1 tRNA gene is annotated in these 278 nt (G+C 58.3%); it reads right to left on the bottom strand.

Going from position 1 to position 278, the window contains the following annotated elements:
* Window positions 1-109: 109 nt before the first annotated feature.
* Window positions 110-186: transfer RNA gene (locus WDW90_RS39270), tRNA-Val, on the bottom strand.
* Window positions 187-278 lie beyond the last annotated feature (92 nt).

The raw sequence follows: 278 nt of genomic DNA, 5'->3' as shown, positions 1-278 counted from the left end.
AACGGGGTACATCCGCTGGCCCGAAGCGCAACCCGTGCAAATAAAAAGCCGCGAAACGTAGTGTTTGCGCGGCTTTCTGGGCACGGTTTGGCAACCGCTGGCGGAATTTTGGTAGGCAGTACTGGATTCGAACCAGCGACCTCTACGATGTCAACGTAGCGCTCTAACCAACTGAGCTAACCGCCTGAAAGAACGTGGATTATAGGGGCGCGAAAATCGGGCTGTCAAATTGCGCCCGCACCCGGGCCGGGCTGTGCATCGCTTCGCCACCAGGCCCA

Origin of the sequence: Methylobacterium nigriterrae (assembly GCF_037106235.1) — a bacterium.
GTDB classification, from domain to species: domain Bacteria; phylum Pseudomonadota; class Alphaproteobacteria; order Rhizobiales; family Beijerinckiaceae; genus Methylobacterium; species Methylobacterium nigriterrae.
This window is presented reverse-complemented; position numbering and strand designations above follow the sequence as displayed.